Here is a 16255-nt window from a genome sequence, read left to right on the forward strand (position 1 = left end):
TGATCGGTCATGTAACGAAAATGAATGAGTCAGAGCGCACCCATTTCGAAACACGAATTCGCGTGCGATTGGTGGAATTGCAGCAGATGTCAGCGTCGGGGCAGCAGGCTCAGGCCGTTGTCGAACTGGATCAACAGGCCGTTGGACGGCTGAGCCGCATGGATGCGCTGCAAAATCAGGCCATGGCCAAGGCACAGCAGGCCAATCGCGATGTGGAAACACGCCGGCTTCTGGCAGCGTTGGACCGGCTTGACGACGGCGAGTTCGGATATTGCGAAGACTGCGGCGAGCGCATTCCGGATGGGCGTCTGAATCTGGATCTGGCCGCCAGCAAATGCGTCAGCTGCGCGTCCGGCTAGCCTGAAATCTGGCAAGCTGGTGCAGAACCATCTCAAAACACTGGCAATATTGCAGATCGTCAAACCCGGGTTCATCGGCCAGGGCCCTGTTTCGTGCAACGGCCATGAGAGAACCATTGCTGTAAACCGGGTGGAGCTTGCCCGTGCGCTCCAAATGCCTGTCGGCCAATTCCGCCTCGTGGATCATCCGCACACACAAAGACCCCCTGTCCGGCTGCGGCACGGCCAGCAAGGCGCGCGCCGCAGCACTGACATCCCCATGCAGAACCGGCCGCATCAGGCAGCGTGCCCAACCGCAAGACGCGACCAGGCACCCGGTCCGAATACAGCAGATACCTGGGCCACTTCGACCTCATAGCCCCCGGACAGACCATCCGCCGCTTTCATGGCCGTCGAATAGGTCCACCTTGGTTCGGATGTCAGTTCTTCGCGCAGAACGGTTCCACTCGCAATGACACGGACCAGGTAGGATTCGCTTTCTTCGCCCAAGGGAATCTCCAGCCCCGACCAGTCATCCGCATCCGTTCGGGCACGTCGGATCCACGTAAGCTCATCCCCGGCGGTACCAGACCGAACCCGCATGTGCACAGGCGCATAGGGGCGCAATCCGTTGCCTGCAAACGAGGCAATCAGGTGTTGATAGGACGGATCATCATAGCCGCGGGTCGCAGGCCCAATGCGATAATGTTTGGCAAGACGCCTTTCGTTTCGCAGCAGGCTGATCTGTTGCACCCTGTCATTCAGCAGCACGAATACTGATCCATCCGGCCAGACATCAGGCATCAAAGCGTCTGTTCCCAGTTGACCCCTGAGCCGCCCGAACAACGCGTATACATCCGGGGCCTCGAGCGCCGCGTCAGCGAACTGAAAAACCTCCCAGTTACCGGGTGTTCCGTCACCGATTGCAGCCAGATTGACGCCATTCATCACCGAGCTGCGCGGACGGGATTCCAACTGACCCGTAAGCAGTTTGACCTTCAAGGCAGGGCCCTCATCCCAGACACCGACACTGGCGCGCCTCAGCGGTGTTTCGGTCACGCCGACCACTGCCCGCTGGGCAATGACATCGCTCAGGCGATAGCCATCATCACTGGACGAGGAATAGACCGTTGCCGCCCCGGGCCATGGATCCCCGGTAACGGCCAGATAGGGCGCATGAGGGGCCTCGGCGCCCGTGATCAAGGGCAGATCCAGAAAAACCGGCAGCACGGGGACCGGCGCCGTATACGGTTTGACCGTTGCCGGGTCGTCATTCAATTCGGACGCCTTGTACACGCCCTGTTCGATCCGGACCGCTTCAACCAGTTGCAGGTCGGCGGATTCCAATTGGTCGATCCGGTACACCGGCCCGGTTTCAGCGTCTGTCAAACGAACCAGATCCCCTGCCCCCAGGTGCATTTGAGACGGCGGAAGCGCAAACCGAACCGTATCGCGGGAAACTCTGGCTTCGCTCAACCAGCGTTCGGCCGTTTGCCGCCCTTCGGTGCGGGTCATGGACAGAGGCATCTCATTCACCGATACGGAATGGGTGCGATCATCGGGCAAAACCGCCTCCTCCGCGACGACGTCATGATCCGCGTCCGACTGAACAAAGCGCAGACGAACGCGCCCGGTCATTTCGGCCTCGGCCTCGCGCCGGTGTTCGACCGTGCCCTCAAGATCGCTGCTGATCGCCAGATGGTCGGGGTTCAAGGCAACTGCGCCGTACCCGTCGCGCATCTGGAACTTCAACACTCCATCCCTTTCGATCGCATCAAACCCATAGCGCAGCATCAGCGGCTGCAAGGCGGAACGGGCGTTCGTCACGTCTTCGATGACATACCCGCGAACCACACCGTACAGACCAGAGACGTCTATATCCGTGACACCTGCACCGTGGCAGATTTCGGTCACCACGGAGGCCAACGTACGAGACCCGGACCGACCGTTCAGCCAGTGCCCTCTGGGATAGTTCTCGCCATCGTCCCACTGGCTTTTCAGGTTCGGAAAGGTCGGAAACGGACGGGTATCCCATGCCCAGACATACACGTTTGCCATGTCCAGCATCGGCGCGCCGTAGATGTCCGAGATCGGATTGACCTTCGGATCGCTCCAATAGCCAAGCATCGCCGTCAGATACTGAACCTGAATGAAGTCGTCGCGCAGCCCGTTTGAATACGCGGGCAACAGCGATTCCGATGACTTCGGGTCCAGGAATTTGTTCGGCTGGTTCGTGCCCTTGTCGATTGCCGCACACCCCAACTCGGTGAACCAGATCGGTTTCGATGCGGGCACCCAATCGGTCGGATTGGATTGACGCACACCTCCGATCCGTTCGTGATGCGGATTCGACCACCAGTTGCGCAGGTCCTTGTATCTCCAGATCCACGGCTCGTCATGCCCCTGATCTTCGATCGGAGTCCTGATCTGCGCTTCCGCCTCTTCCGGAGAGGCGTAGTACCAGTCATACCCTTCACCGCCTTCGATATTGCTGCGAAGGTACCCCAGGTCGTAAATCGAAGGCGCGCCGGCCTCGGCGTCCAGATGGTGTTCACCGTCACGCCAATCGGACAACGGCATGTAGTTGTCGATGCCGATGAAATCGATGTTGTCGTCCGCCCAAAGAGGGTCGAGGTGAAAATACCTGTCGCTGGTGCCTTTTGGCTGGTATCCGAAATACTCGCTCCAATCCGCTGCATAGCCGATTTTCGTGTCCGGCCCCAGAATCTGACGCACCTCGGTCGCCAAGGCGCGAAGCTGCGCAACGGCCGGAAAGCCCGAAGCCCCCCTGATCTGGGTCAGGCCACGCATCTCCGACGAGATGCAGAATGACGAAACGCCGCCGGCAGCCTTGCACAGCATGGCATAGTGCAGAATGAAACGCCGCAGGCTCCATTCCTGAGGGCCGGAATATTGGATGATTTCTTTGGCCGTGACGCCGCTGTCCCCCAGCAGCCCGCCAAAGGTACCGCCCCCGGAGACCCAAGTTAAACCGGTATCCCCTCTGTCGTCAGGCCGACCACCCGGTCTGGGCCTGACCTGACCACCCGAGCCACCGCCGGTGCCGCCCGATCCGTTCGTATCCTGGTTGATCGCAAAATCCTGCGCACGTGCTGTTCCGAAGAACGCGGCGACCTGTGCATCGGCCGATGCCGTCTGGTCCGCGGAACCGGGACGCCCCGGCGCCACATCCAGGGTGATCCGCCCACGCCATGGCAGGTGAGGCTGACTTGACGCATCCGACCAGGGATCAGGCAGCCCGTTCCCCGTCAATTGCTCCATCAGGATAAAGGGGTAAAACATTACCCGCTTGCCGGATTGGTTCAGATGGCGGATCGCCTCGACCACGGCCACATCGGCCGGTGTCCCCCCATAGACCGGGCGGCCGTTCTGTCGCACCACAAGCCCGGCGTCGCTTCGGGCCTGATCAGATACGATCCAGGGCATGTCGCTGCTGTCGATCTCACGCTGTTCGATCTTTGGCCGGATCTTGCAGTGTCCGCATCTCAGGTCATCGCCGAACCACGACACCACCAAAGATGCGGCATCGCAATTGGGCAACTCGCTTTCCAGCGCTCGGGTCGAGGAGACAAGATCCGAGGTGCCGGACGCGGAATGTGCGTTGGCAGACCAGCTCTTGCCAGATTGTGAATAATTCACCTGAGAGCTGGCCAGAGCGTATTCCCCGGTCCCCGGTATCATGGCAACCCCGCGCACGATCTGAGGCAATGCACTGTCGTGATCGGGCATGTCCCGCTGCGTGGGGCGCACAACTTCAAATGAAAACTGCGGCACCCGATTGCCAAAAGCGCCGAGCGGGAAGTCCTCGATCACGACATAGGCGGTTCCGCGATAAGCCGGAACCGTTCCGGCGCCTTCAATCGCCTCGATCAGCGGGTCCGGCAACTGATCCCACGTGCCATGGTAAACCCGCATATTGAGGCCGGATCGATCTTGTTCTTCTCCATCCGCCCAAATGCGCGCGACATCGGCGATCTCACCGGCGCCAACCGCAATCGCCAGCGAAATCGAGTAACTGTACGTGACGGTAGTCACCTCAGGGGTCTTGGGTTTCCCCTTGCCCCCGCCGCCGCCACCCTCTGTGGTCGTTGTCTGGGTCTCCAGAAAATCCGAAGCCCAAATGACCTGACCGCCCACACGCATACGGCCAAACACGGTGGTCACCGGCGCACCTTCGCCGGTTTCCGTCAACCGAAACCGATCCATGCGACCGGTTTCGACGACTTCACTGCCACTGCCCATAACGGACTGGTTAAAGAACTTCTGATCAAGGATCCGCCCGACCGTCGCACCAACGGCCCGACCGATAATTGCGGTTGAAAGGCCCGCAACCGTGCCCCCGATCGAACCGCCCAGCGCGGCCCCGGCTGCAGAAAGAAGAATAGTGGCCATCAATGCATCTCCATCGGGAATTCGAAACAGGAAACGATACGGCGGCACCAAGGCCTGCTCAGTGCGTTTTCCACCACGCCGTGGCCGGAATACGCGTGAATAAAGCGGGGTTCGGGGTGCGTAGTACTGACGATGCCCAGATGCTTGGCGACGCTTGCGTCGCGCATCCGAAACAGCAGAACATCCCCCGATGCCATCTTGCCTATTGGTTTTTCGACCAGATGCCGCCTGGCAGCCACCCACATCCGTTCCTCGCCCTGCGGTTCGGACCAGTCCATGCTGTAGGCCGGAACAGATTCAGGTTCCCGCCCGATCACGGCGCGCCAAACGCCGCGCAACAGGCCCAGACAATCCGCACCGGCACCTTTGACCGAGGCCTGATGCACATAAGGCGTTCCAAGCCAATTGCGCGCCTCTGTCACAATATCCTCTCTACGTATCGTCACCGTAAGCTGCCTCCGCTATTGGTATTGCTTTTCTTGGGAACAGCCATGACCCAGTCTTCGCCTGGAAGATCTGGAAACCCCTGAAAATTCAGAAAGTTGTTGAACTTGAACTGGCAGGTTTCCATGCGCTTGTCGCATCCTGCCCGCAGTTTCACGCTGTCGCCGATCGCCAAGCTTGCCCCGAAACCGGACCAAAGCGTGATTTCCCGCCCGGTTGCCGTCTGCCTGTCGTTCTTGATCGAAGACCACAACCCCTTGGCAGAACCGGACAAAACGTCCACGCGCCCCCGTTCGAACCAGCCTTCTTCAATGGTCTGACCTGCTGCAACATGCAAAAGGGTGCCGCCATCGAAACCCGAGATCACACCGTTGAACCAATACCCCGGCGTGTCGGTGTTGAACCGGCAGGCCCGATCCCCCAACACAGCCGTGCACGGCTTTTGGTAAACACGCCCCAAAGGGCGGTTCAGCAAGTCGGTCAGGCCACGCAATTCCGCATGGAACGCGCCGCCAGAGCGGCGCAACTCACCGATTGAACCACGGAACTGAAGGATGCGCTGATCCAGATCTGCCCAATTGACCAGCCAGGCGCGCACTTCGGCCCCGTCAAAACGCCCCGCTTCGATATCCTCGTCGCGAATGGCCGCGTCAGACAGTGCGCCCATCGCTTCTGTGTTGTCGATGGACAGGCCCGTGGCCTGCTCGATGGCGGCGGCCGTCAGGCCGGTACTTGCCTTGAAGGTCAACCCGTCAAAACTCAGCTCCCTGTCGTGGTCGGTGAAACCGTATTCCTGACCGTCCGTGCGCTTGATCGCCCAACAGCGGCAGACCGTTGTCAACCCGCTTTGCAGATGCGCGTGCAGGCCCTTGATATCTTCAGCCATCAGATGCGCACCTCGACCACTGGAACGTTCGGTACGTCGCCGGCCTGAAAACTGGCAACGCTGGTCTGGATTTTGTCGGTGTCAAAGCGCACCGGCACGTCAAATTCATAACCCGCGGTGATATCGACCTCTTCCGGCGGCGGGTCCGCAAACGTGACCCTGCCCGTCGTCAGATCAACGTCAAAATCCACGCCCTCGCGGACCTCATCCTGATCCAGCCCCAGACGCACCGTCCCCAATACCGGTTTCACGATGGGGCGCTCATAGCTTACCCCGCCCGATTGGTAGGTCTTGATCAACTGGAATTCGGTGCGTGTTCCGTCGCCTTTCGCGATCACCTGATCTCCGAAATTGATGTCCGCCGTGGCCTTGCCGGATTTGAAATCCGACCAGTCTTTCCAGCGAAAGCCGAACATCTGGCCCTGCCGCGCTTCGAAGAACGAAATCAGTGTCTCGATATCGTCCAGCGACCGCATCCCCAGCCCCGCATCATATCGGCGACGCGAATGGGCCCAGGGGGTGTTGCGCTCTTCAAAACCATTGGCCAGCGTCACGATGTCCGTGCGCCGTTCCGGCCCCCCGACCGAGCCAAAGCTCAGGCTGGCGGGAAATCTCACCTCGTGGAAATTCATCAGCTGCTCCCTGATTTACCTGTTGCGATTGCCGCGCCCCAGCGCGCGGCTCATCTGGGCCGCAATCTGCCCCTGAGAGCGGCGGAACCCCTGCACGTCAGGTGTCGAAATGTTCATCACCACATTCACGGCACGCCCGGCGCCTTGCGTCCGCACGCCCAGCTTGCCATCGGCCCCGCGCGCAAGCGGCATGATCGCCTCTGGCCCGGCTTCTCCCATCAGCCCGGTGCCGCCGCGCATGGGAAACATGGTCGGGCCGCTGACCACACCGCCATTGGCGAAGGGCATCACCCGGCCCTGGCTGAAGCTTCCGCCATCGGCAAAGGGCAGAATTCCCTTCACCAACCCGCCGACCGTGTTGGCCAGCATGCCGCCAAAGTGGTCCGTCACCGGCTTGATCGCAGCCGCATAAGCCGTTTGGATCAAAGAGTTCTTCAGGATATCCAACGCACCGGAAAGGCTCATCCCATCCAGAACGACACCATCGAAGGCCTTGCGCAATCCGCTGGACATGCCGCGCTCCAGCGTGGCGACATCCTTGCCGGTTTCTTCAAATGCGGCGCTGATGCGCTTCATCTGGCTGTCAAACGCCGCCGCCATAGTCGCAGCATCGCCGAGGGAATCGCCCAACGCTTCGCCTCGTTCTTGCAGGTCATCAAACCCGTCACGATCTGTCATCACGCTCTCCTTGTGTCTTGTCCGGATAGGCCGCCTGCAAAGCGTCCAACCCCGCCCGGTTCATTGCGGGCGCTCCGGAACCCTGCCCAAGCATCAGCCGCAGCTCTGCCGGGGTCAGACGCCAGAATTGATCCGGCGTCAGTCGCAGCCCCAGAAATCCGGCCCGCATCAGGACAGGCCAGTCGAACCCGCTCATGCGCCCTCCGGCACCATGAAGGCGCGCGCCAACAATTCGGCTGCGGTTCTGGCGGCAGCCATGGGGCCGCCTTCGATCTCGGCATGCATAAGGTCGGTCCGGGCAATGTGGCAGCCACCGCCCCGCAAACCGGCAACGATCAGCGCCAGAACATCCGCACTGGAATACGCACCGCCCTCAAACCGCTGCACCAGCTCAACCAGCGACCCAGCATTCAGCTCCTGCTCCAGCTCCGCCAAAGCACCAAGCGTCAGTTTGAGCACCCGCTGCTCGCCATCGATGGTCAGCGCCACCTCGCCTGTCCACGGATTGGCCATCGGATCAAAGCGCCGTGAAGGTCAGAGCACCGGCACTGGCCATGCTCATCTCATAGGTCGCCTCACCGTTGTGCGAGCCCGCGTACTCGATGCTGGTCACCTGGAACGGGCCTTCTACAATCCCGAAATCAGGGATGATGACCTGAAAGGCTGGAGTTTCGCCATCAAAGAACAACTGCCGCGCGCGTTCATCCGTGCCAGCATCCTTGAACACGCCCGAGCCAGAGATCGAAGCCGATTTGACCCCCGCCCCGGACAAAAGCTCGCGCCATCCACCCTGGCTTTCCAGACTGGTGACATCCACACTTTCAGCATTGAAACTTATGCGCGTGGCCCGCAGCCCCGCGATGGTCTGGAACAGGCCGGTACCGTTCATATCCATTTTGACCAACAGGTCTTTTCCGTTCTGGGCAGCCATGTGCTCTCTCCGTTGATTGCTTAGTCATCTTCCACGCGGGCGCGGAATTTCAGGTCGATCTGGCGGATGGTGCCGCCGGTCCCGGTGCGCCGGGCCGAGGCCCGCTCGAACCACAGCCCCACCAAACGCCCGCGACCCAGGTTGAGTGGCGCGTTTTCCAGCGCGTCACACACCGCGCCAGCCAGTGTTTTGGCAGCACCGAACCCTGCCTCCTGGGACACCACCGAAACGGTGAAGCGGTGTATCGCGCCCGCGCCTGTTCGGTCCGACGCGTCCCGCACCTCTTCGGAGCCCAGCGTCACATAGGTCTGCGGCACGGTTCCTGCGGGTACGGCATCATAGATCGCGCCCCCCGATTGGCTGCTGACTGCCGCGTCCGCTGAAAGCTGTTGATACACGGCCGCCTGCAAAGCAGCGGAAACGCCATAGCTCATGCCGCCACCTCATCATCTGCGAAACAGGTCAGGAACTTGCCGCGCGGGTCATGCTCGGCCACGGCCCGGATTACGAAACAGCGATTTCCCTCGCGAAACCGCTGATCTGGCGCGGGGCGCATCGAAGATCCCATGGGCGCTCCGCGTACCACGATGCGGTACCCGACACGCGACACAGACGCTCCGGCGATCTGCCGTTCCGCGCCACTGCGCGCCGTCACCTCGGCCCACAGTGTCCCCATCGCAGCCCATGTTTCGGTATAGCCTCCCGCCCCATCAGCACTTCGCATTGGCGCCTCCAGCACCAACTTACGGTTCAGATGCGGCGTATTCATTGCGATACCCCCGCCCCGAAACGCACCACGCGATAGCGCTGGATCAGGCTGGTGACACCAAAGGGCATACATCCAGCGCCCAATGAGGTTTCATCCCGGTATTCATAGTAATGCGCCGCCAGCAGCAGCACGGCTTGCCCAAGATCGGCAGGTAACCCGCCCCAATCCTGCGCCATCCCCGCGACAAACGAGATCTTTACGGAACCACCCGTTTCGATGGCAGGCAGGCTGAAACCCAATGGGCGGATCCGGGGCCGCTGACTATCATGCTCCAGCCGATAGGTCGCGGCGTCCTCAACTGTTTCAGCTCCTTGTTTGTCAGTCAGCGTCACGGCCTGCACTGAAACCACCGGGGCCACAGGCAGCACTTCGCCCGACGGGTCGCGCCACCTGTGCAAACTCCACGAGAAATCCCGTGTGATCAGAACCGTGCCAGTACGCGCCTCGATCGCCGCGATGGCGGCCCGCAGGAACCCCTTCAACACTTCATTCTGCACATCATCCTCGGCAAAGCCCGTGCCCAACCTCAGATGCGCCTTGAATTGTTGCACCGGCAGCGCCGCATCCGCGATGGCGGTCTCTTCGATCAACATCATCCACTCACTCCGCAATCTCGGACCCCTCCAGGGCCCCATCCTTGGAAAATGGCGGGCACGCGCCGCCCCACGTTGCTCGGACGGAGGGGAACAGCTAGACAACGCAGAGGATCTCACTCCGGCCCGCGCCCGCCGTCCGAGGGGCCAGGGCCCCCCGGATTCAGCCCGCGTTAAGCGGTGCCGAATTTCACCAGCTTGATCGCAGCAAAATCGCTGACATCGCCGCCGACGCGCTTGGTCGCATAGAACAGGACATGTGGCTTGGCGCTGAACGGGTCGCGCAGCACGCGCAGATCAGGACGTTCGGCAATGGTGTAACCAGCCTGGAAGTCACCAAAGGCTATCGAGAAACTGTCGGTTGCCACATCCGGCATGTCCTCGGCGATCAGAACCGGATACCCCATCAGACGCGCCGGCTCACCTGCGGCCAAACCATCGGACCACAAGAAACGGCCATCGCTGTCCTTCAGCTTGCGGATCACACCTGCGGTCTTCGAATTCATCACGAAGGTCCCGTTGACCCGGTACTGCGCGCCCAGCGCATAAACCACATCGACGATCGCATCCGCATCAATACCCGCATCAATACCGGTCGCGACATAGCCAAGGCTGCCCCACGACCAGCCATCATTCGGCACCGCTCGGTGGATCATCAACCCCTTGGGCTTGTCGACGCCATCGCCGTTGATGAATGCCGCCGCCTCGGCGCGTGCAAACTTGTCGGCAATGCGCCCGGCCAGCCAGCCCTCGACGTCGAAGGCGCTGTCATCCAGCAGGCGCTGCGACGCTTTGGGCAGCGCGCTCAGCTCGTGCAGCGGGATCGAGATGCGATCGATCGACGGTGTTCCGGTCTCCGCTGTGGCCGAGTTTTCGTCAGCCCAGCCCGCACCTACATCGGTGTGATCGATCAGCACGTCGAACGAATTTGCCTCGACATTCACGACCGATGCAATCGAACGGATCGAGGCGGTCGAGTTCAAAACCGACTTGATCGTCTCGGCAGTCTGCGGATCAACCAGATAGCCACCGTCGCTGTTGACCGCTGTTGACAGGGACTTGCCCTCAATCTCGAGGCCACGCAGCCCGTCATCTTCGCCGGACCGCACATAGGCGTCAAATGCCTTCTGATGCGGGGCTCCGTCTTCGATCGAAGCGGCAAGATGCGGGCGTGCCGCGATTGTTGATTTACGATCCAGCATGGTCAGTCGCTCTTCTGTCTGTTGCAGTTTTGTATTAACTTCGGCTTTCAGGCCCTTGAATTCATTCACGAAGCCAGCCATCGCCCGCTTCACCTCCTGAACCAGGGGCGCACCCTCTCCGGTCAAGGCCGGGGTTTCGGTCTTGCTCATCAGCATGTCCTGTTCTGAGTGGTTTTGAGGCGCGCTAGGTCCGCGCCAGCTCCTGCCGGGCATCGTTGAATACGTCGGCAATACAGCGCAGGGCTTCCTCGGCTTCAGGTGTCCTTCCCTTCGCCGCCACCCGCGCACTGGGCAGCATCGGGAAGGTCACCAATGACACCTCCCACAGCTCCAGTTCGGTCAGGACCCGCTGGCCCTTGTCATTCTTCACGGCCCGTTTGGTGCGGTAGCCGATCGACAGACCATCCATTGCACCTGCCCGGATCAATTCTGCCGCCTCGCGGCCCTTCTGCGTGCTCTCCAGCAAACGCCCCTTGACCCACAGGCCCTTGTCGTCCTCGCGCACTTCGTCCCACACGCCGATGGGCTGGGCCGGATCATGCTGCCACAGCATCTTGACGCGCTGACCCGCTCTGGCCAGCCTGTCAAGCGAGCCGCGATAGGCGCCACGCTGCACCACGTCACTGCCCTGATCGACCTGCCCAAACAGGCTGGCATAGCCCTCGATTGCCGCGTCATCCGTAACCGACAAACCGTCGCCGAACCGTGCGAATTTATGCTCTAAATCCATGAACTTCTCCATGTAACCCATTGAACTCATGGCGCGACCACCAAGAGGGATTGAAACGCCTGCGCCAGGATCACCGCCGCCACGCCATAGACCGTCAGCCACAGCCGGCGCTCCAGCCGCTCCATCATCTCTTCGATCTGATCCAGACGCCGACACAGATGTGCATGCTGGATCTCGGCCACCCGTTCATGCGCGGCCAGACGCAGACCTGGCGCGCACTCGAACGAGGGATACCCCTCACCCATCTGCACGCTCCGGCAGCCCCAGCAACGCGCGCTTTTCCGCATCCGTCAGAAAATCGGCCCCGTTGACCCGCGCCCATTGCGCATCACGTTCTGCCGACAGCGCGGGCACCTGATCCAGGTCAGGCTTCAACACCAGTTCCTCGCCGGTAAAGCCCGCCAGCCAGTCCGACACCGCCGCCGCCACCCGCGTCACCAGGGGCAGCACGGTCAGGCGATAAAACGCCCGGTTGGCCTCCTGATAGTTCGAATAGGTCGCGTCACCCTGGATCCCCAGCAGCATTGGCGGGACACCGAAGGCCAGCGCGATCTCGCGGGCGGCGGCTTCCTTGGTCTTTTGAAACTCCATATCGGACGGAGAGAACCCCATCGGCTTCCAATCCAGCCCCCCTTCCAGAACCATCGGACGGCCTGCATTGCGGGCCCCGCGATAGTTCGCCTCGATCTCGTCTGACAGACGCCGGAACTGATCTTCGGCCATCACCCCGTGGCCATCGCCTTTCCACACCAGCGCCCCCGAAGGCCGCGCCGCGTTGTCCAGCAGCGATTTCGACCAGCGCGACGCGCTGTTATGCACATCAATCGCCATCGCCGCCGCCTGCATCGGCGAGAACCCGTAGTGATCATCCTGAGGGTGAAACGATTTGATATGGCTGATGGCTTCCGCCGCAAACCGATGCTTCTTGCCGCCAACCGCATAGTCATACGCCTTGGGCCATCCATCCGCCCCCGGCACCACGCTCATCCTGTCGGATCGCAGCACATGCAGCTCAACCGGAAGCCCTTCTTCGGCCTGAACCGCCTCGACATAGGCATTGCCCGACAACAGCAACTGCCCGAACAAGGCCTCCATCAACTCCGCTTGCCCCTGCGCCGCATTCGGACGGCGCATCAGGGACAGGATCGGATGCGCATCAAAGCGCTGCGCCTGATCCTGCAACACCAAAGGCAGCGCCGCTGCCGCCTCGGCAATCAGCTTGACGGATCGAAACCCCACTGGGTTCCCCAAAAACCCCGTCCGCGTCAGCGACACCGCGTCCCTGGGGCTCCAGGCCACGCGCCCGCCCGTCTGCCACGCCACCACCGGCCCAGCCGCGCTTGCTTTTGCCTCGGGCGCCGCTTCAGCCGATCCACGACGCAAGAAATCGAATACCATCTGTGCTCCTTTCTGCCGCCGCTCTGCCCGGCTTGTTGAAAGGAGTTATGACGGAAAGAAGTTTAAGGCTTGGGAATGGGGCGTACGGGGGGTGGGCAACGGGACAGATGTAGCTGCATTGACATGGGGCTACGCAGCCGAAACGATTTCAAGTCCTATGCTGATGACACTCCTGTCGAATCCGCAACTTCATGCAGGCAAGATCGGATCATTATGAGAAGTTTCTCAGCCTCCGGAACATAGTCCAACAGTATAGGATAGTATGTCCTGCCTAAGAGCATCGGATGGCCGGGATGGGATAGTCCAAGCCCGAATGGTTGCACCTGCTGTTCCGAAAGAAGAATGCCAAATTCAAGTGATGGATAAGGGCGGCTATCGACTATTGAATACGGAAACGTCGCTGAATGTTCACACGAAATGAGATAGAGCCGGACACCAAGCCTCCAGTTTCTACCTCGCCGGCAAACAATTACCCGGCTGTCCGTAACAAAATAGGCCAAGTTATACAGGACGTAGTGCCGTTGACTCGCGATGCTAAACGAAAAGACAACGAAAGCGAACGTCATTGCGCCGTATATCCAACACGCATCAAAGCGGCCAAACTCGGCATCGGCATCGATGAATGGAATAGTAGCCCACATGACGACCGAAGCGATCAACAGGAAAACATGGATCTTCCGCTCATCACCTACAGCCTGAAAGAACTTGCGGCCATATCCCGGTTCACCCGACCAAAGTAGCTTTTCGTTGGGGGCGAGAATATCTTTTAGATCAAATCTGTTGGTACTAGTTATTATGACCTTTTGCATAGCTCAGCCTTTACACTGTCAAATCTCCAGAAACCAGCCGCAAACAGTTAATAGTAAAGCTTGGTTAGAGCTTTGTTGTCGTCATTCCTTCCCGATCGCTAAGTTCACAACGCCCGCACCCTGGGCCGCCGATACCCCCCCGCAGGCCCCACAACCAACTCATGCAACGCCCAGACCAGAGCATCGACCCGGTCGGGTGAGCCCTGCCCTTCGAACCCCCTCGCGGTCATCTGGCACATCTGCTCCTCCAGCGCGTCCAACCCGGCAACATGCGACACCCGTCCCTGCTCATACAGGGCCGCCACAGGCTCTGCCCGCGCGACCTTGCCACGTGACGCACGCACCGGCCGGAACGGGACCAGAGGGTCCACCTGCCGCACGACCTCTTCCACCAACTGCCCACCCTGATTGACCTCGGCCACCAGCCGCTCGGCCTCGAACTCATCCATCGCGTCAATCGCCGCCTGCGCCCAGCCCGCCGGGCCAACGCCCTGCACCGTCCGGTCAGCCAGCACATAGGCGCGCCACGCCTCGGGCGGGCCTTGCACTTGCGCGCCAACCACCACGATCCCGCAGGCATCCGCGCCTGACCCGGACGTCACCGCCGGGTCCAGCGCCACCACGATGCGATCCAATTCGGGCACTTGTGCGCAGCGCGCCGCCTCAAGCATCGAACCCGTCCACAGCGCGCCGTCCGCATCCGACAGCAACACCCCGTCCAGCTCCTGCCGCCCCAGCCGCGTGCCGGCATAGCGCGCGCGCACTTCCTCCAGAAACGACGCCGCCAGATTGGCTCTGTTCGCCTCGGTCGGTGCATGGGTCTGCACCGTGGAGGGCGACGCCAGCAGATCCTTCAGCACCTTCACATTGCGCGGCGTCGTGGTCACGCAGACCCGGGGCCTCTCGCCCAAACGCAGCGCAAATTGCAGCATGTCCCAGGTATCGCCCGCTTTCTTCCACTTGGCCAGCTCATCCACCCAGGCCGCATCGAACTGCGGCCCGCGCAGCCCTTCGGGATCATGTGCCGAAAACGCCTGAGCCTCGGCCCCGTTGGGCCAGATCAGCTTGCGCTCAGATGCCTTCCACGTGGGTCGCCGATCCTGGGGCGAACATTGCAATATCCCGCTGTCGCCAAAGATCATCACATCGCGTACCTGATCGAAGGTCTCACCAACCAAAGCCACCCGACAGGCCTGGCCCTTATCCAATGGCAAAGACCCCTCGACCATCGACCGTACCCACTCGGCCCCGGCGCGCGTCTTGCCCGCACCGCGCCCGCCCATGATCACCCAGGACCGCCAATCACCCTCGGGTGGCAACTGATGCGGCATCGCCCAGAATTCGAACAGGAAAGGGAGGGCACACAGCCCTCCCTCCCCGATCTCACTCAGAAATCTGTCCTGCACCGCAACAGGCGCGGAGGCGAGCCAGCCTGCACCCGACTTCAAACCGAGCTCGGTCAAGATCGAGCGCGTACCCTCCTTGGGCAATTCCGGCTTGTCTGTGATGTTGTTCGACAAAGCTTGTCTCCACTTTCTGACAACTTCGGATCAGCCCCTCTAACTGCCCGAGTTGCTTGGCTGAACCAGCAAGATCTGCATCCTCCCCGGCTCCGATCTGTTTGCGCAGTTCTTCCGCCGCTTGCCGCAGATCGCGAATGGACCTCTCAAGCGACTGCAACAATTCAGCCGTCTGGGAAATCCGCTCTTCCGGGGTAATCAAAGTCATGTTTGCCTGTGACCTCATGCGTGAGTTTTCTCCGCACGAGAGAAGCAAAAAAACGGCCACCGGGTCGCCCCGGGGCCGCTGCCCACTTCTTCTAGCATATCACAAGATATAAAGGATTAAGTCCGCAAAGTCAATGCGTTACGCAACGCCGAGGCAACACGCAGCGGTCGCTGTTTTGAGTTTTTCTTTACCTCTTACTCTCAGCTCTGGCCTGTCAAATCCTGCGCCAGCATCAGCGCATTCCTATCCGGATCAAAAAACGTTGCCGTGCTGACCATCCCCTCAATCGTGTCCGTTTCACCGTCAAATTCCACGCCTGCAAGTTCCAACTTTCCACGCGCCTCCGCGATATCCGCGACTTCGAAGACAGGCACGCAATTCCCCGGAGAGGCTTCGGCCTGTTCGCCCAGTCCCAAAGTGACTCGGTCGACATTGGTTCGCAATTCGCTCCATCCTGCTTCATCAATGTGGTGGATAAGCTCGAATCCCAGCTTGGCGGCGTACCATTCCGCACTGGCATGTCGATCCCGAACGGACATCGCAAGTGTGATGGTGTTCTTCAATGAAACGAGCGACATAAGGCTTTTCCTTTTTGAAAAATATATTTACTATACTTTATGGACATAGATACACTTGTCAAGCTGACGTCGCGGGCTTGGTCCCTGAAAATTCTTGCGCTGCTGCACGCCAAAGTTCCGGGCCGA

The 16255-nt window shown here is 60.6% G+C and carries 20 protein-coding genes; 2 read left to right on the top strand and 18 right to left on the bottom strand.

What is annotated here, in order from left to right:
• Positions 1-20: 20 nt before the first annotated feature.
• Entirely contained in the window at positions 21-359 is a 339-nt protein-coding gene (locus tag ACR3E6_RS15345) for a TraR/DksA family transcriptional regulator (RefSeq protein WP_171631697.1), read from the top strand.
• Here the strand turns inward: ACR3E6_RS15345 and ACR3E6_RS15350 are convergent.
• From ACR3E6_RS15350 to ACR3E6_RS15425, 16 genes are all read right to left on the bottom strand, one after another.
• Positions 340-636: a DUF7742 family protein gene (locus tag ACR3E6_RS15350; protein ID WP_480487893.1), complete on the bottom strand. Its 297-nt coding sequence runs from the start codon at positions 634-636 to the stop codon at positions 340-342. The genes ACR3E6_RS15345 and ACR3E6_RS15350 overlap by 20 nt on opposite strands.
• The gene (locus tag ACR3E6_RS15355; protein WP_480487894.1) at positions 636-4751 is read right to left on the bottom strand and encodes a baseplate multidomain protein megatron; all 4116 of its coding nucleotides are present in this window, start codon (positions 4749-4751) and stop codon (positions 636-638) included. The genes ACR3E6_RS15350 and ACR3E6_RS15355 overlap by 1 nt, the downstream gene beginning before the upstream one ends.
• Complete coding sequence (locus ACR3E6_RS15360; RefSeq protein WP_210092500.1) at positions 4751-5197, bottom strand: NlpC/P60 family protein; 447 nt, start codon at positions 5195-5197, stop codon at positions 4751-4753. The genes ACR3E6_RS15355 and ACR3E6_RS15360 overlap by 1 nt, the downstream gene beginning before the upstream one ends.
• Positions 5194-6081 carry a DUF2163 domain-containing protein gene (locus tag ACR3E6_RS15365; RefSeq protein WP_480487896.1) on the bottom strand — a complete coding sequence of 296 codons (888 nt, stop codon included), beginning with the start codon at positions 6079-6081 and terminating at the stop codon, positions 5194-5196. The genes ACR3E6_RS15360 and ACR3E6_RS15365 overlap by 4 nt, the downstream gene beginning before the upstream one ends.
• Positions 6081-6713: a phage distal tail protein, Rcc01695 family gene (locus ACR3E6_RS15370; RefSeq protein ID WP_480487898.1), complete on the bottom strand. Its 633-nt coding sequence runs from the start codon at positions 6711-6713 to the stop codon at positions 6081-6083. Before ACR3E6_RS15370 ends, ACR3E6_RS15365 begins: the two co-directional genes overlap by 1 nt.
• 15 nt (positions 6714-6728) lie before the next feature.
• The gene (locus tag ACR3E6_RS15375) at positions 6729-7391 is read right to left on the bottom strand and encodes a phage tail tape measure protein (protein ID WP_171723063.1); all 663 of its coding nucleotides are present in this window, start codon (positions 7389-7391) and stop codon (positions 6729-6731) included.
• Positions 7378-7587, bottom strand: coding sequence for a rcc01693 family protein (locus ACR3E6_RS15380; RefSeq protein WP_209832770.1), 210 nt, complete (start codon positions 7585-7587; stop codon positions 7378-7380). Before ACR3E6_RS15380 ends, ACR3E6_RS15375 begins: the two co-directional genes overlap by 14 nt.
• Positions 7584-7904 carry a gene transfer agent family protein gene (locus ACR3E6_RS15385; protein WP_171723061.1) on the bottom strand — a complete coding sequence of 107 codons (321 nt, stop codon included), beginning with the start codon at positions 7902-7904 and terminating at the stop codon, positions 7584-7586. The genes ACR3E6_RS15380 and ACR3E6_RS15385 overlap by 4 nt, the downstream gene beginning before the upstream one ends.
• A 4-nt stretch (positions 7905-7908) precedes the next feature.
• Complete coding sequence (locus ACR3E6_RS15390; protein WP_170343937.1) at positions 7909-8322, bottom strand: phage major tail protein, TP901-1 family; 414 nt, start codon at positions 8320-8322, stop codon at positions 7909-7911.
• Between the two features lie 20 nt (positions 8323-8342).
• Positions 8343-8756 (bottom strand): DUF3168 domain-containing protein, encoded by a 414-nt coding sequence (locus ACR3E6_RS15395; RefSeq protein ID WP_210092505.1) that lies wholly within the window; start codon positions 8754-8756, stop codon positions 8343-8345.
• A complete protein-coding gene (locus tag ACR3E6_RS15400) occupies positions 8753-9091 on the bottom strand; it encodes a phage head closure protein (protein WP_480487901.1) in 339 nt (112 codons plus the stop codon). The genes ACR3E6_RS15395 and ACR3E6_RS15400 overlap by 4 nt, the downstream gene beginning before the upstream one ends.
• On the bottom strand, positions 9088-9687 hold the full coding sequence (locus tag ACR3E6_RS15405) for a head-tail connector protein (protein ID WP_480487903.1): 600 nt from the start codon (positions 9685-9687) through the stop codon (positions 9088-9090). Before ACR3E6_RS15405 ends, ACR3E6_RS15400 begins: the two co-directional genes overlap by 4 nt.
• A 170-nt stretch (positions 9688-9857) precedes the next feature.
• Entirely contained in the window at positions 9858-11036 is a 1179-nt protein-coding gene (locus ACR3E6_RS15410; protein WP_480487905.1) for a phage major capsid protein, read from the bottom strand.
• 34 nt (positions 11037-11070) lie between these two features.
• A complete protein-coding gene (locus tag ACR3E6_RS15415) occupies positions 11071-11646 on the bottom strand; it encodes an HK97 family phage prohead protease (RefSeq protein WP_480487907.1) in 576 nt (191 codons plus the stop codon).
• A complete protein-coding gene (locus ACR3E6_RS15420) occupies positions 11643-11861 on the bottom strand; it encodes a GTA head formation protein, RCAP_rcc01685 family (protein WP_152458319.1) in 219 nt (72 codons plus the stop codon). Before ACR3E6_RS15420 ends, ACR3E6_RS15415 begins: the two co-directional genes overlap by 4 nt.
• Positions 11854-13014, bottom strand: a complete 1161-nt coding sequence (locus ACR3E6_RS15425) for a phage portal protein (protein ID WP_480487909.1) — start codon at positions 13012-13014, stop codon at positions 11854-11856. The genes ACR3E6_RS15420 and ACR3E6_RS15425 overlap by 8 nt, the downstream gene beginning before the upstream one ends.
• Positions 13015-13418: 404 nt before the next feature.
• Between ACR3E6_RS15425 and ACR3E6_RS15430 the strand changes: the two genes are divergently transcribed.
• A complete protein-coding gene (locus ACR3E6_RS15430) occupies positions 13419-13754 on the top strand; it encodes a hypothetical protein (protein WP_210092510.1) in 336 nt (111 codons plus the stop codon).
• Positions 13755-13927: 173 nt separating this feature from the next.
• On the opposite strand, the gene ACR3E6_RS15435 is transcribed toward ACR3E6_RS15430, so the two are convergent.
• Both ACR3E6_RS15435 and ACR3E6_RS15440 read right to left on the bottom strand, forming a co-directional pair.
• Positions 13928-15286 carry a DNA-packaging protein gene (locus ACR3E6_RS15435; RefSeq protein WP_480488159.1) on the bottom strand — a complete coding sequence of 453 codons (1359 nt, stop codon included), beginning with the start codon at positions 15284-15286 and terminating at the stop codon, positions 13928-13930.
• A gap of 465 nt (positions 15287-15751) precedes the next feature.
• On the bottom strand, positions 15752-16129 hold the full coding sequence (locus ACR3E6_RS15440; RefSeq protein WP_480487911.1) for a VOC family protein: 378 nt from the start codon (positions 16127-16129) through the stop codon (positions 15752-15754).
• Positions 16130-16255 lie beyond the last annotated feature (126 nt).

Source organism: Ruegeria sp. AL3 (assembly GCF_056536065.1).

Excerpts from the sequence above, each read along its gene's own strand:
- ACR3E6_RS15345 (WP_171631697.1), top strand. The coding sequence starts at position 21 with ATGAATGAGTCAGAGCGCACCCATTTCGAAACACGAATTCGCGTGCGA.
- ACR3E6_RS15350 (WP_480487893.1), bottom strand. The coding sequence starts at position 636 with ATGCGGCCGGTTCTGCATGGGGATGTCAGTGCTGCGGCGCGCGCCTTG.
- ACR3E6_RS15355 (WP_480487894.1), bottom strand. The coding sequence starts at position 4,751 with ATGGCCACTATTCTTCTTTCTGCAGCCGGGGCCGCGCTGGGCGGTTCG.
- ACR3E6_RS15365 (WP_480487896.1), bottom strand. The coding sequence starts at position 6,081 with ATGGCTGAAGATATCAAGGGCCTGCACGCGCATCTGCAAAGCGGGTTG.
- ACR3E6_RS15370 (WP_480487898.1), bottom strand. The coding sequence starts at position 6,713 with ATGAATTTCCACGAGGTGAGATTTCCCGCCAGCCTGAGCTTTGGCTCG.
- ACR3E6_RS15375 (WP_171723063.1), bottom strand. The coding sequence starts at position 7,391 with ATGACAGATCGTGACGGGTTTGATGACCTGCAAGAACGAGGCGAAGCG.
- ACR3E6_RS15380 (WP_209832770.1), bottom strand. The coding sequence starts at position 7,587 with ATGAGCGGGTTCGACTGGCCTGTCCTGATGCGGGCCGGATTTCTGGGG.
- ACR3E6_RS15385 (WP_171723061.1), bottom strand. The coding sequence starts at position 7,904 with ATGGCCAATCCGTGGACAGGCGAGGTGGCGCTGACCATCGATGGCGAG.
- ACR3E6_RS15390 (WP_170343937.1), bottom strand. The coding sequence starts at position 8,322 with ATGGCTGCCCAGAACGGAAAAGACCTGTTGGTCAAAATGGATATGAAC.
- ACR3E6_RS15395 (WP_210092505.1), bottom strand. The coding sequence starts at position 8,756 with ATGAGCTATGGCGTTTCCGCTGCTTTGCAGGCGGCCGTGTATCAACAG.
- ACR3E6_RS15400 (WP_480487901.1), bottom strand. The coding sequence starts at position 9,091 with ATGAATACGCCGCATCTGAACCGTAAGTTGGTGCTGGAGGCGCCAATG.
- ACR3E6_RS15405 (WP_480487903.1), bottom strand. The coding sequence starts at position 9,687 with ATGATGTTGATCGAAGAGACCGCCATCGCGGATGCGGCGCTGCCGGTG.
- ACR3E6_RS15410 (WP_480487905.1), bottom strand. The coding sequence starts at position 11,036 with ATGAGCAAGACCGAAACCCCGGCCTTGACCGGAGAGGGTGCGCCCCTG.
- ACR3E6_RS15415 (WP_480487907.1), bottom strand. The coding sequence starts at position 11,646 with ATGAGTTCAATGGGTTACATGGAGAAGTTCATGGATTTAGAGCATAAA.
- ACR3E6_RS15420 (WP_152458319.1), bottom strand. The coding sequence starts at position 11,861 with ATGGGTGAGGGGTATCCCTCGTTCGAGTGCGCGCCAGGTCTGCGTCTG.
- ACR3E6_RS15425 (WP_480487909.1), bottom strand. The coding sequence starts at position 13,014 with ATGGTATTCGATTTCTTGCGTCGTGGATCGGCTGAAGCGGCGCCCGAG.
- ACR3E6_RS15430 (WP_210092510.1), top strand. The coding sequence starts at position 13,419 with ATGTTCACACGAAATGAGATAGAGCCGGACACCAAGCCTCCAGTTTCT.
- ACR3E6_RS15440 (WP_480487911.1), bottom strand. The coding sequence starts at position 16,129 with ATGTCGCTCGTTTCATTGAAGAACACCATCACACTTGCGATGTCCGTT.